11 protein-coding genes are annotated in these 13566 nt (G+C 56.9%); 8 read left to right on the top strand and 3 right to left on the bottom strand.

Annotated features, from left to right (window positions below):
- Positions 1-85 precede the first annotated feature (85 nt).
- A complete protein-coding gene (locus ACOI6Z_RS02775; protein WP_048297826.1) occupies positions 86-595 on the bottom strand; it encodes a non-heme ferritin-like protein in 510 nt (169 codons plus the stop codon).
- Positions 596-1487: 892 nt separating this feature from the next.
- Between ACOI6Z_RS02775 and ACOI6Z_RS02780 the strand changes: the two genes are divergently transcribed.
- The 5 genes from ACOI6Z_RS02780 (at position 1488) to otsA (ending at position 7387) form a co-directional block, all read left to right on the top strand.
- Complete coding sequence (locus ACOI6Z_RS02780; RefSeq protein ID WP_004203441.1) at positions 1488-2468, top strand: arabinose ABC transporter substrate-binding protein; 981 nt, start codon at positions 1488-1490, stop codon at positions 2466-2468.
- 60 nt (positions 2469-2528) lie between these two features.
- Complete coding sequence (gene araG / locus ACOI6Z_RS02785; protein WP_044523997.1) at positions 2529-4043, top strand: L-arabinose ABC transporter ATP-binding protein AraG; 1515 nt, start codon at positions 2529-2531, stop codon at positions 4041-4043.
- A 14-nt stretch (positions 4044-4057) separates the two neighbouring features.
- Positions 4058-5038: an L-arabinose ABC transporter permease AraH gene (gene araH / locus ACOI6Z_RS02790; protein WP_023290266.1), complete on the top strand. Its 981-nt coding sequence runs from the start codon at positions 4058-4060 to the stop codon at positions 5036-5038.
- Between the two features lie 161 nt (positions 5039-5199).
- Complete coding sequence (otsB, locus tag ACOI6Z_RS02795; RefSeq protein ID WP_023290265.1) at positions 5200-5988, top strand: trehalose-phosphatase; 789 nt, start codon at positions 5200-5202, stop codon at positions 5986-5988.
- A complete protein-coding gene (gene otsA / locus ACOI6Z_RS02800) occupies positions 5963-7387 on the top strand; it encodes an alpha,alpha-trehalose-phosphate synthase (RefSeq protein WP_032453397.1) in 1425 nt (474 codons plus the stop codon). Before otsB ends, otsA begins: the two co-directional genes overlap by 26 nt.
- 23 nt (positions 7388-7410) lie before the next feature.
- Here the strand turns inward: otsA and uspC are convergent, their stop codons facing one another.
- Positions 7411-7839 (bottom strand): universal stress protein UspC, encoded by a 429-nt coding sequence (gene uspC, locus ACOI6Z_RS02805; protein WP_004203433.1) that lies wholly within the window; start codon positions 7837-7839, stop codon positions 7411-7413.
- 356 nt (positions 7840-8195) lie between these two features.
- Here uspC and ACOI6Z_RS02810 point away from each other — a divergent pair, with 356 nt between their 5' ends.
- Positions 8196-9779: an MFS transporter gene (locus ACOI6Z_RS02810; protein WP_065881137.1), complete on the top strand. Its 1584-nt coding sequence runs from the start codon at positions 8196-8198 to the stop codon at positions 9777-9779.
- A gap of 4 nt (positions 9780-9783) precedes the next feature.
- Positions 9784-10923 carry a glycoside hydrolase family 88/105 protein gene (locus tag ACOI6Z_RS02815; protein WP_087824142.1) on the top strand — a complete coding sequence of 380 codons (1140 nt, stop codon included), beginning with the start codon at positions 9784-9786 and terminating at the stop codon, positions 10921-10923.
- Positions 10924-10983: 60 nt separating this feature from the next.
- Here the strand turns inward: ACOI6Z_RS02815 and argS are convergent, their stop codons facing one another.
- Entirely contained in the window at positions 10984-12717 is a 1734-nt protein-coding gene (gene argS, locus ACOI6Z_RS02820; protein WP_420686913.1) for an arginine--tRNA ligase, read from the bottom strand.
- A gap of 236 nt (positions 12718-12953) precedes the next feature.
- Here argS and ACOI6Z_RS02825 point away from each other — a divergent pair, with 236 nt between their 5' ends.
- Entirely contained in the window at positions 12954-13523 is a 570-nt protein-coding gene (locus ACOI6Z_RS02825; protein WP_023290260.1) for a VOC family protein, read from the top strand.
- Positions 13524-13566: the final 43 nt, after the last annotated feature.

Genomic DNA, 13566 nt, shown 5'->3' on the forward strand with positions numbered 1-13566 from the left:
GTATAGCGATAACGGATTAATAAACAGGGCGGGGCAGCGCGAACGCGCTCCCCCTGATCGGCCGAAAAAGGCCCGACACCTCTGATTAATGGGGTTTCTGTGACGCTCCGACGAGGGCCATCAGACGGCGATCGGTCTGTTCCATACCGATCCCGGCTTTGTCGGCATTGCGAATTTCCTCGAGCACGCTTTGCAGCAGCAGCCCATCCTGCTGCTGCTCTTCCGCCAGCCGGATCAGAAAACGCCAGGTGTTGTCATCGCTCTGCGCTTTGGCTTCCTCGGCGAGACCGCTCAGCATACTGCTACGCTGGCGGTAATCGACCAGGGTTTGGGTAAAGAGATCTTCCAGCGAGGTACATTCGGGATTACAGGCGCGGTCGGGATTCACTATCGGCCAGCTGCCGGCTTTTTTCAGATAGTCAAATACGCGCATGGTGAGGGTGATGCTGCATTGCGCGCGGTTGCGCAAAAATGTCGCGGCGCCGTCGAAGCGATGCCGGGCGCACCACTCGCTTAAGTTCAGGTAAACGTTAGAGGCGTGGAACTCAAGGTTCATCTGGGTGTTTAGCTTTTGTGCCATTCCTGGAACTGCCATAAAAATATCCTTATTAACCGGGAAGGGGTTACTGGTGCGCGTCAGCGGTTCCTGCGGTAAACAACAGGATAAAAGAGTGGCGCGCTGCACTGTTGCAGAATAATAAAACTCTACACATTCCGTATGAGTCGGGTAATTTTTCCTCTTGCCGACAATTTTAGAATACTCGCTGAATGGAATTAAGAAAACTCTCAAGATGGATAATTTACGTTTTGTTACACGATTATTCCTGAATGACGACTGGCGGGGGATTGGCGGCGTAGACCGGGGCGCTAGCGCGGTGTGCCAAGTATAAGTTATAGGTATTTGACTACGAGATTCGTCGTATAACGCAAAGCTATAAGTTATTTCAGAGAGCAATGTTTCATGGTGATGATAATTATTTTTATTTTTTGTTGCAGGCTTTTTTATGTATCCGGAATATCTTTTTCAATTCGGAATAAATTACGCAAAAGATCCGTTTTATCGCGATATAAAACGGCCGATGCGCGGACTGGCGACGCGCGTCTGTTGATCTTCAGCGCCGGCAGGCAGTTGACCGCCGCTGCGACCCCGTTAGCCACTGGATATAACAGTGCCGTAACCCTCTGTTAAACACCCTCTGACATCACAGGGATAACCCTGCTGGTGGTATAGATGATCCTGCTATTCGCCGGTTAAATTGTATGACAATTATGTCTTTTTTTATGTCTTTTTTTGCTAAATCTATGTACGCAATTACTGTAATTCCGCGATGTGATAATGCTCTCGTATGGAGAAATAATTTCCGGGTATTACTACTCTAACAACGGCAGTAGGGAATGTGATTTTTCTAATGCCTTGTTTTGATGCTGATAAAAAAGTTAATTCCGATTTTTCCCTACATGAAAGCGAATTAAAGCTGGAGTTTACCATGCACAAATTTACTAAAGCGCTGGCGGCCATTGGTCTCGCAGCGGTTATGTCACAATCAGCTATGGCGGAAAACCTGAAATTGGGTTTTCTGGTGAAACAGCCGGAAGAGCCATGGTTCCAGACCGAGTGGAAATTTGCTGATAAAGCAGGAAAAGATTTAGGCTTTGACGTCATTAAAATTGCGGTGCCGGATGGTGAGAAAACCCTGAACGCCATCGATAGCCTGGCGGCCAGCGGCGCGAAGGGCTTTGTCATCTGTACCCCCGATCCTAAGCTCGGCTCGGCGATTGTCGCTAAGGCGCGCGGCTATGACATGAAGGTGATTACCGTCGATGACCAGTTCGTCAACGCCAAAGGTAAACCGATGGAGAGCGTGCCGCTGGTGATGATGGCGGCCAGCGAAATCGGCGCCCGCCAGGGGCAGGAGCTGTATAAAGAGATGCAGAAACGCGGCTGGGATGTTAAAGACACCGCGGTGATGGCCATCACCGCCGATGAGCTGGACACCGCCCGCCGTCGTACCACTGGCTCCATCGATGCCCTGAAGGCGGCCGGTTTCCCGGAAGCGCAAATCTACCGCGTTCCGACAAAATCTAACGATATCCCGGGGGCGTTTGACGCCGGTAACTCGATGCTGGTCCAGCACCCGCAGGTTAAACACTGGCTGATCGTTGGGATGAACGACAACACCGTGCTCGGCGGCGTGCGTGCCACTGAAGGCCAGGGCTTTAAAGCGCCGGATGTGATTGGCATTGGCATCAACGGCGTGGATGCCGTCAACGAACTGTCGAAGGCGCAGCCGACCGGTTTCTATGGCTCCCTGCTGCCAAGCCCGGATATTCATGGCTATAAAACCAGCGAAATGCTCTACAACTGGGTCACCAAGGGCGTTGAGCCGCCGAAGTTCACTGCGGTGACCGATGTGGTGCTGATTACCCGCGATAACTTCAAAGAAGAGCTGGCGAAAAAAGGGCTGTAACAGCCCGGTTGAACTGGCCCCCGCCGCGGCGGGGGCTGAGTGCAGAAGAGCGGAGTCGTTATGCAACAGTCTACCCCTTATCTCTCATTTCGCGGCATCACCATGACGTTCCCTGGCGTAAAGGCCTTGTCCGATATCAGTTTTGACTGCTACCCAGGACAGATCCACGCGCTGATGGGCGAAAATGGCGCAGGCAAATCGACGCTGCTGAAAATCCTCAGCGGTAACTACATCCCCACCGCGGGCCACCTGCAGATCGGCGGTCAGCAGATGGCGTTCACCAATACGATGGCGGCGCTCAACGCCGGCGTGGCGATTATCTATCAAGAACTGCATCTGATCCCGGAGATGACCGTCGCCGAAAATATCTATCTTGGCCAGCTGCCGCACAGAGGCGGCATCGTCAACCGCTCGCTGCTCAACTACGAGGCCCGCCTGCAGCTTGAGCATCTGGGGCTGGATATCGACCCGGAGACGCCGCTGAAGTATCTCTCCATTGGCCAGTGGCAGATGGTGGAGATTGCCAAAGCGCTGGCGCGTAACGCCAAAATTATCGCCTTCGATGAACCGACCAGTTCGCTCTCCGCCCGGGAGATCGACAACCTGTTTCGCGTTATCCGCGAGCTACGGGAGGAGGGGCGCGTCATCATCTATGTTTCACACCGGATGGAAGAAATTTTTGCCCTCAGCGATGCCATCACCGTCTTTAAAGATGGCCGCTACGTCTGCACTTTTGATGATATGCCGAGCGTCAGCCACGACGCGCTGGTTCAGGCGATGGTGGGACGCAATCTGGGGGATATTTACGGCTGGAAACCTCGCCCCTACGGCGAAGAGCGGCTGCGTCTGGAGGAGGTGAAGGCCCCGGGCGTGCGCACGCCGGTCAGCCTCTCGGTGCGCAGTGGCGAAATCGTCGGCCTGTTTGGGCTGGTGGGCGCCGGGCGCAGCGAACTGATGAAAGGTCTGTTCGGCGGGACGCGGATCACCAGCGGTCAGGTGTATATCGATGGCCAGCCCGTCGACATACGCAAACCGGCCCAGGCCATCCAGGCCGGGATGATGCTGTGCCCGGAAGATCGGAAAGCGGAGGGGATTATTCCGGTTCACTCCGTGCGCGACAACATCAATATCAGCGCCCGACGCAAGCATATCCACGCCGGGTGCCTGATCAACAACGCCTGGGAGGCGGACAACGCCGATCAGCATATCCAGTCGCTGAACATTAAAACGCCGGGCCCGGAACAGCTGATCATGAACCTGTCTGGCGGCAACCAGCAGAAAGCGATCCTGGGCCGCTGGCTGTCGGAAGAGATGAAGGTGATCCTGCTCGATGAGCCCACCCGCGGTATCGATGTCGGCGCCAAACATGAAATTTACAACGTGATATATGGCCTCGCCGCCTCCGGTGTCGCCGTGGTATTTGCCTCCAGCGACCTGCCGGAAGTGCTGGGCGTCGCCGACCGCATCGTGGTGATGCGTGAAGGGCAAGTCGCCGGCGAACTGCTGCATGAAGAAGCCAATGAACAGCAGGCGTTAAGCCTTGCGATGCCAAAAGTGAGTCAGGCTGTCGCCTGAGTAAGGAGTAAATGATGTCATCAGTGACTACGTCCGGCGCTACCCGCTCTGCCTTTAGCTTTGCCCGTATCTGGGATCAGTTTGGCATGCTGGTGGTGTTTGCGGTGCTGTTTATCGGCTGCGTAATTTTTGTGCCTAACTTTGCCTCATTCGTCAATATGAAGGGGCTGGGGCTGGCGATCTCGATGTCCGGGATGGTGGCCTGCGGTATGCTCTTCTGCCTGGCCTCCGGCGATTTCGACCTGTCGGTGGCGTCGGTTATCGCCTGTGCCGGGGTCACTACCGCGGTGGTGATTAACCTGAGCGAAAGCCTGTGGCTGGGGATTGCCGCCGGTCTGCTGCTGGGGGCGATCAGTGGCCTGGTCAACGGCTTTGTCATTGCCCGGCTGAAGATCAACGCCCTGATCACCACGCTGGCCACTATGCAGATTGTCCGCGGCCTGGCCTACATTATCTCCGACGGTAAAGCGGTGGGGATCGAAGATGAACGCTTCTTCACCCTCGGGTATGCCAACTGGTTTGGTCTGCCGGCACCGATCTGGCTGACGGTCGCCTGCCTGGTGGTTTTCGGATTATTACTAAACAAAACCACCTTTGGCCGTAATACGCTGGCTATAGGCGGCAATGAAGAGGCGGCGCGTCTGGCCGGTGTTCCGGTGGTGCGCACCAAGATTATTATCTTTGTGCTCTCCGGTCTGGTATCGGCCGCGGCGGGAATTATCCTGGCGTCGCGGATGACCAGCGGCCAGCCGATGACCTCGATTGGCTATGAGCTGATTGTTATTTCGGCCTGTGTGCTGGGCGGGGTATCGCTGAAGGGCGGGATCGGCAAGATCTCCTACGTGGTGGCCGGGATCCTGATCCTCGGAACCGTGGAGAACGCGATGAATCTGCTGAACATCTCGCCGTTTTCACAATACGTCGTGCGCGGGGTCATCCTGCTGGCGGCGGTAATTTTTGACCGCTACAAACAAAAAGCCAAACGTGCGGCCTGATTTCAGGCATAACTTTTAAGTCTACAGAGTAATTACCGCCAGCGCCCGTTTCGCTGGCGGTATCTATCAAAAATGGCGAGGTTGGTCACACTGTCTATACTTACATGGCTAACATATAATTAACAACCAGCTTCGGCTGGCCATGATAAGGAGGAAACAGGGTGGATAACCAGATATCTGTACCGCCTGCGCTAACCGGAAACTACGCTTTTTTCTTTGACCTCGACGGTACTCTTGCCGATATCCAGCCGCACCCCGATCAGGTGGTGATACCCGACAACACGCTGCAGGCGCTCAACGCGCTGGCCCGGCAGCAGGGCGGGGCGGTGGCATTGATTTCAGGGCGCTCAATGTCTGAACTTGACGCGCTAACCCATCCCTGGCGGCTACCGCTGGCCGGTGTTCACGGGGCTGAACGCCGTGATATCAATGGTAAAACCTATATTGTCTCTCTGCCGTCGGCTCTGCGCGATGAAATCGCGGCTGAGCTGACCTCGGCGTTGCAGGCGCTCCCCGGGTGCGAGCTGGAGAGTAAAGAGATGGCCTTCGCGCTCCACTACCGCCAGGCGCCGCAGCAGCAGAGCGCGGTGCTGGAGCTGGCGCAGCGCATCGTTCAGCGCTACCCGCTGCTGGCGCTACAGCTTGGCAAGTGCGTAGTGGAGATTAAACCCCGCGGTGTCAACAAAGGGGAGGCGATCACCGCCTTCATGCAGGAAGCACCGTTTGCCGGTCGCGAACCGGTTTTTGTCGGCGATGATTTGACCGACGAAGCGGGATTCAGCGTGGTTAATCAACTGCAGGGAATGTCGATAAAAGTGGGCGCCGGGGAAACCCAGGCGCACTGGCGGTTGGCGGATGCCGCCGCCGTAAGGACGTGGTTGCAACATCTGGCGTATGACGCGCAAACCGAAAGGAGGGATGACCATGAGTCGTTTAGTCGTAGTCTCTAACCGTATCGCCTTACCGGACGATAAAAAATCGAGCGCTGGCGGTCTGGCCGTCGGCATCCTGGGGGCACTGAAAGCGGCAGGGGGTCTGTGGTTTGGCTGGAGCGGCGAAATTGGCGATGACCAGCAACCGCTGAAGCAGGTCTCCCGCGGAAATATTTCATGGGCGTCGTTCAACCTTAATGAACGTGACCATGATGAATACTACAACCAGTTCTCTAATGCCGTGCTGTGGCCGGCCTTCCATTATCGTCTTGATCTGGTCAGCTTCCAGCGCGAAGCCTGGGAGGGATATCAGCGAGTTAACGCCATGCTGGCGGACAAGCTTCTGCCGCTGATCGAACCAGACGATACGCTGTGGATCCATGATTACCATCTGCTGCCCTTCGCCAGCGAACTGCGCAAGCGTGGGGTCAACAACCGGATCGGCTTCTTTTTGCATATTCCGTTCCCGACGCCGGAGATTTTTAACGCGCTACCGCCGCACGCTGAGCTGCTGGAACAACTGTGCGATTACGACCTGTTGGGCTTCCAGACTGAAAGCGACAGAACCGCGTTTCTTGACAGCATTGCCATGCAGACCCGACTCTCCGACCTCGGAGACAAACGCTATCAGGCGTGGGGTAAGGCGTTCAGCACTGAGGTTTATCCGATAGGGATCGATCCGGACGAGATTACGCGCAACGCCAAAGGTCCGCTGCCGCCGAAACTGGTCCAGCTGAAAAACGAGCTCAAAAACGTGAAGAATATCTTCTCGGTGGAGCGGCTTGACTACTCGAAAGGGTTGCCGGAGCGGTTCCTCGCCTATGAGACGCTGCTCGAAAAGTATCCTCAGCATCACGGTAAGATCCGTTATACCCAGATCGCACCGACCTCCCGCGGCGATGTGCAGGCCTATCAGGACATCCGCCACCAGCTGGAAACCGCATCCGGGCGCATCAATGGCCAGTTTGGCCAGCTTGGCTGGACCCCGCTCTACTACCTGAACCAGCATTTTGACCGTAAGCTGCTGATGAAGGTCTTCCGCTACTCTGACGTCGGCCTGGTGACGCCCCTGCGCGATGGTATGAACCTGGTGGCGAAGGAATACGTGGCGGCGCAGGATCCGGATAACCCTGGCGTACTGGTCCTGTCGCAGTTTGCCGGCGCGGCGCAGGAGCTGACCAGCGCCCTGATCGTCAACCCCTACGATCGCGACGAGGTTGCCGCCGCGCTGGATCGCGCCCTTAGCATGCCGCTGGCGGAACGTATTGCCCGTCATTCTGCGATGCTGGACGTGATCAGAGAAAATGATATTCATAACTGGCAGGCGCGTTTTGTCGACGATCTGCAGCATATTTCACCGCGCAGTGAGGAGAGCCGCCTGCGGGGGAAGATAGCCACGTTCCCTAAACTGGCCTAGTTCAGGAAAAGGGCTAACCGGCGTTAGCCCTTTTCAAGGGAAACCAGCAGGACATCGACGCCGCAGCTGCCGACGATATTTTTCGCCGAGCAGGTGGCGCGCGAAAAAAGGGAATGGTTATGATTGCCGCAGATCACCAGATCGACCTGGTGCGACCGGCAGAAGTCCTTAATATGATGGCCCAGTTCGCCGCAGGCGATGGTCATTTTCTCTATCGGGTAGTCCGCGTGACGCGCCAGCTCGTTGAGAAAATCACGCGTCTCTTCCTGCATCACCTCGCGCAGATTTTCCATCATCGGCGCAGCGAACTGGTTATACAGCTCCGGATCCGTGGCGAGGGTGATAAAGCTCACTTTCGCGTTCACGGGTCGGGCAATCGACACCGCTTTTTTAATTAATACCTGACTCTCCGGCGTTGGCGCGACGGCAACCAGCAGATGTGAATAAGGCATCTGACCTCCTTGAGATACGCGGAATAACCCTTTCTTTCCTTCTTTCTTTACTCCTGTTTACCCGGCTGCGCAAGGGCCGATCCCGGGATTTGCGAGCCTCTTCGCCAGTCGGTGTTTTTCCGGCCAGATCACAATGGTGAACCTGTCTTTTGATTTAAAAGAAATGCTGTTTTATAAATGAGTGAAGTGAAGACGTCATCTCTTTGTCATTTTGCCACCGGCGGCGGTTGCGTGGCAAAAGCACAAAGGTAACGTCGTTTCGCTGCTTTTAGTGTAGCCAGGTACCCACTCCCTTCCGGTGGCAAATCCGGAAAGATTGTCGGCGTTCTCTTAAAAAAAGACACAGGATCACGGCGATGAAAACACGAAAGATTGGACTGGCTAACTACCTGGCCTACGGCGCGGGCGATTTTCTCGGCGCCGGCACCACGGCGCTAACCGCCGCATGGCTGCTCTACTTTTACACCACCTTCTGCGGACTCTCTCCGATAGAAGCCACGCTGATATTCGCTTCCGCCCGCGTACTGGATGCGGTGGTGAGCCCGCTGATGGGCTTTCTCACCGATAACTTCGGCACCACCTGGCTCGGCAAGCGCTTCGGCCGCAGAAAATTCTTTATTCTGCTCGGCATCCCGTGCGTATTCAGCTACTCGGCGATGTGGGTTGGCGAGATGGGCTTCTGGTACTACCTGCTCACCTATCTGCTGTTTGATATGGTCTACACCATGATTCTGGTGCCCTACGAGACGCTGGTGCCGGAGATGACCGATGACTTTAAACAGAAAACCAAATTCTCCGGCGCGCGCATCTCAATGGCGCAAATGTCGGCGATTTTAGCCTCCTTTCTGCCGGGGATCCTCCTTACCTGGCTCGGCAAAGACAATGCCAGCTCGTTCTTTTATGCCAGTCTGGTGTTCTCGGTCCTGTGCGCGGTGATGCTGACCTTCGTCTGGTGTTTCACCTGGGAGCGTCCGCGTGAGGCCTGGTCAGAGGCGGCGCTGCGGGCGGAAGCGGAAAAACAGAACTTAACCCTCGCCCAGAGCCTCAATCGCCTGGTGATTGAGCTGAGCTCCACGCTGCGGATAAAAATTTTCCGCCAGCACCTCGGCATGTATCTGGGGGGCTATATCGCCCAGGACGTTTTCAATGCCGTGTTCACCTATTACGTGGTCTTTGTTCTGATGCAGGAGGCCTCTGTCGCCTCGAATCTGCTGGGGACGATGGCGATTTTCCAGTTTATCGCCGTGATCGCCATGATCCCGCTGTGCATTCGCTTTGGCCCCGCGCCGTCGTACCGCATGGTGGTGGTCCTCTTTGGCCTGAGCTCGCTCTCCTATGCGCTGCTCTATTACGCCGGACTGAGCGACGTCTATTCGTTATTGCTGCTCATCTCTGCTGTCGCCGGACTGGGACGCGGCGGGATTAACTACGTGCCGTGGAATACCTACACCTATATTGCCGACGTCGACGAAGCGATCACCGGCCAGCGCCGGGAGGGGATTTTTGCCGGCATCATGACGCTGACCCGCAAAGCCTCGCAGGCGGGGGCGGTGATGCTGGTGGGCATCATCATGCAGCTGTCGGGGTTTGTCTCCGGGCAAAAAATACAGCCTGCAGGGGTCAGCCATACCATTTTGCTGATCCTCAGCGTCGGCACGCTGGTGGTCTTAGCCTGCGGCTTCCTCGTTTCGCTGCGCTTCAAACTCAATCTGCATACCCACAGCGTCCTGCGCAGCGAAACCCTAAGAATGCGCGAAAGCGGTCACGCCCAGCCGGAACTGACCAGTGCGGAACACCGCGCGGTCGTCGAGATGCTGGCGGGGATGCCCTACGACTGCCTGTGGGGAAATAACAATATTGGCTACCTGAATCGTCATAAACCTGCTGCCCCGGCGCTCACCCAGGGCGGCGCTTTGAATTCGACATATACCCGAGGTTAACAACATGAAAGTTTGGCCGGTAAAACATAGCCCATTACTCTGTCAGCCTGAGCGTTTTATCGCCCGTAGCGAACTGCAGGCGCTCATCCGCAACGTGACGCAAAACCTGGTGAATATTAAGGATGAGAGCGGGCAATTTTTACTGCGCCTGGATGACGGGCGCGTTATTGATACCAAAGGCTGGGCCGGCTGGGAGTGGACCCACGGCGTCGGGCTGTATGGCATCTATCAGTATTATCAGCAAACCGGCGATCTCGAGATGCGCGATATTATTGACCGCTGGTTTGCCGACCGTTTCGCCGAGGGGGCAACGACCAAAAACGTCAACACCATGGCGCCGTTCCTGACCCTGGCCTATCGCTTTGAAGAGACCGGATGTAAGGCGTATCTGCCGTGGCTGGAGAGCTGGGCGGAGTGGGCAATGTATGAGATGCCGCGTACCGAGCAGGGCGGCATGCAGCACATCACCCTGGCGGAAGAAAACCACCAGCAAATGTGGGATGACACGCTGATGATGACCGTGTTGCCGTTAGCCAAAATTGGCAAGCTGCTTCACCGTCCGCAGTATGTGGAGGAGGCGACCTATCAGTTCCTGCTCCACGTGCAGAACCTGATGGACCGGGAAACCGGGCTGTGGTTTCACGGCTGGAGCTATGACGGTCGGCATAATTTTGCCCGGGCGCGCTGGGCGCGGGGCAACAGCTGGCTCACTATGGTGATCCCGGATTTTCTTGAGTTAGTGGATCTCCCGGAGGGGAATGCGGTACGGCGCTATCTGACCGAGGTGCTGAACGCGCAAATTGCCGCCTTAGCGAAATGTCAGGACGACAGCGGCCTGTGGCATACCCTGCTGGACGACCCGCACTCTTATCCAGAGGCCTCGGCGACCGCCGGCTTTGCCTACGGCATACTCAAAGCGGTGCGCAAGCGATATGTCGGGCAGCACTATGCCGGGGTGGCTGAAAAAGCGATTCGCGGAATTGTGCAGAACATTTCGCCGCAGGGGGAGCTGCTGCAGACTTCCTTTGGCACCGGAATGGGGTCAGACCTTGATTTCTATCGCCAGATCCCGCTCACCTCGATGCCCTACGGCCAGGCGATGGCGATCCTCTGTCTGACCGAGTATCTGCGCAAGTATTCCTGAGCAGGAGATCCCGCAGGCGCGGCGGCTGAAAAAACTAACCCGGCTTTCGCCGGGTTGGTTTTACATACGCTCGACGGTTTCGATACCGAGGGTATCGAGACCCAGCTTGAGGGTTTTCGCCGTCAGCAGCGCCAGCTTCAGGCGGCTGTTGCGGGTCGCTTCGCTTTCCGCGCTGAGGATCGGGCAGTGCTCGTAGAAACCGGAGAACAGGCCCGCCAGATCGTAGAGGTAGGCGCACATCACGTGCGGCGTCCCTTCGCGAGCGACCACGGAGAGGGTCTCTTCAAACTGCAGCAGGCGCGCGGCCAGCTGGGCTTCGCGATCTTCCGCAATCACCACCGGCGCGTCGGTGAGGGCGTTTTCGTCAATGCCGGCTTTGCGGAACACGGAGAGCACGCGGGTATAGGCATACTGCATATACGGCGCGGTGTTGCCTTCGAACGCCAGCATATTATCCCAGTCGAAAACGTAGTCGGTGGTGCGGTTTTTCGACAGGTCGGCGTATTTCACCGCGCCGATACCCACCACTTTCGCCAGATTTTCCAGCTCATCAGCGGACATCTCCGGGTTCTTCTCGGCCACCAGGCGACGCGCGCGCTCCAGCGCTTCGTCCAGCAGATCCGCCAGCTTCACGGTGCCGCCGGCGCGGGTTTTAAACGGCTTGCCGTCTTTACCCAGCATCATGCCGAACATATGGTGTTCCAGCGGCACGGAGTCCGGCACATAGCCTGCTTTACGCACGATGGTCCACGCCTGCATCAGGTGCTGGTGCTGACGGGAGTCGATGTAGTAGAGCACGCGGTCGGCGTGCAGTGTTTCATAGCGATACTTCGCACAGGCGATATCGGTAGTGGTATAGAGGTAGCCGCCATCCTTTTTCTGGATGATGACGCCCATCGGTTCGCCTTCCTTGTTTTTATACTCATCAAGGAACACCACGGTGGCGCCTTCGCTCTCCACGGCCAGCCCTTTGGCTTTCAGATCGGCGACGATCCCCGGCAGCATCGGGTTGTACAGGCTTTCGCCCATCACGTCATCGCGGGTCAGCGTCACATTCAGGCGATCGTAGGTGATCTGGTTCTGCGACATGGTGATGTCCACCAGCTTACGCCACATCTGCAGGAAGTACTCATCGCCGCCCTGCAGCTTAACCACGTAGCTGCGCGCGCGCTCGGCGAAGGCTTCGTCTTCGTCGTAGTGTTTTTTCGCTTCGCGATAAAAACCTTCGAGGTCGGCCAGGGCCATCTCGCCGGCGTTTTCCTGCTGCTGTTTTTCCAGATACGCGATCAGCATGCCGAACTGGGTGCCCCAGTCGCCGACGTGGTTGGCGCGGATCACCTTATGGCCCAGGAACTCCAGGGTACGGACCGAGGCATCGCCAATGATGGTCGAACGCAGATGGCCGACGTGCATCTCTTTCGCCACGTTTGGCGCCGAATAGTCGACGACGATGGTCTGTACCTGCGGCGTGGCGACGCCCAGGCGTTCTGACTGCAGCGCGCGGTTGACGTTGTCCGCCAGGAACGCGGGGTCGAGGAAAATATTGATAAAGCCCGGCCCGGCGATTTCAACCTTGCTGGCAATGCCGTTGAGGCCAAGATGAGACAGTACCTGCTCTGCAAGTTGTCGCGGCGCCATGCCCAGTTTTTTGGCGACAGCCATCACGCCGTTGGCCTGATAGTCACCGAACTGAACTTTTGCTGACTGGCGGACCTGAGGTTCGCAATCGGCAGGCGCGCCTGCCGCGATCAGGGCCTGGCTGACTTTTTCTGAGAGAAGAGCCTGAATATTCACCGGAATACCTTACGTGTAATGCGCCAGCCCCCGAGGGAGGCGGCGCCGGAATGTGGACAAATTAGGGCGGGAGTATACTGCATTTGTCCCCGTCCGTCAGCATCGCGCGCGGCGCGGCGGCATGGGCAATCCATCGTCGGTCGGTCACGCAGCGGCAGGGTGGCGGTTGGTCCGCGGCCTAAAACACGGTAGATTAGCCTTTTTATTATTGATGAACATAAGTGACGAGCAAACCCATGGCGAACTGGCAGCAGATTGAACAACTGGCCGATATTACGGCGGATCTCCCGCGATTTTCCGATGCGCTACAGCGCTTCGCTGCGCGACTGGGACTGGAGATCGGCGGACTCGACGCCGACCATATCTCCCTGCGCTGTCATCAGAACGCCACCGCGGAGCGCTGGCGCAGTGGGTTGGCGCAGTGCGGAACCCTGCTGTCGGAGAATATGATCAACGGTCGGCCTATCTGCTTGTTTAAACTGGCGGAGCCGGTCTGCGTGGCGCACTGGCGCTTTCATATCGTTGAGCTGCCGTGGCCGGGTGAAAAGCGTTATCCCCATGAAGGCTGGGAGCATATCGAAATTGTCCTGCCCGGCGATCCGGCTACCTTAAATGCCCGCGCTCTGGCGCTGCTGGCCGATGACGGACTCAGCCAGCCGGGGATCGTCGTCAAAACCAGCTCGCCGAAAGGGGAACATGAGCGTCTGCCGAATCCCACCCTGGCGGTCACCGACGGCAGCGTGACGGTCAAATTTCACCCATGGTCTATTGAACAAATCGTCGCCAGCGAGCAAGCCGATACATAACAGTGTGAAGCCGCGCGGCGTCTGCCGCGTGAAATCATGACAT

It is taken from the genome of Klebsiella sp. C239, assembly GCF_048822715.1.
In the GTDB taxonomy this organism is placed as follows: Bacteria; Pseudomonadota; Gammaproteobacteria; order Enterobacterales; family Enterobacteriaceae; genus Klebsiella; species Klebsiella quasipneumoniae.